Here is a 238-nt window from a genome sequence, read left to right on the forward strand (position 1 = left end):
CACCACCCCCTCGATCGATATCGAGGTCTATGATGACTCGGGCATCCCCGTGACGGGCCTCGTCGCTGCAACGATGCCGACGACGTCTTATTCGATAGGCGGGTCAAACGCGAAAGTGGCGATCACCTTAGTCGATGTGTCATTGGAGACGTCGGCGTGGACACCCGGAGGGTTCAAGGAACGCGGCAACGGTGTTTACCGGCTCGACCTTCCCACGGCGGCGATTAACGTTGCCGGA

At 60.1% G+C, this 238-nt stretch carries 1 protein-coding gene; it reads left to right on the top strand.

Going from position 1 to position 238, the window contains the following annotated elements:
* A partial coding sequence (locus tag OSO_RS51420) for a hypothetical protein (protein ID WP_010586426.1) occupies nt 1-238 on the top strand: 238 nt, incomplete at both ends.

This window comes from Schlesneria paludicola DSM 18645, from assembly GCF_000255655.1.
GTDB lineage: Bacteria > Planctomycetota > Planctomycetia > Planctomycetales > Planctomycetaceae > Schlesneria > Schlesneria paludicola.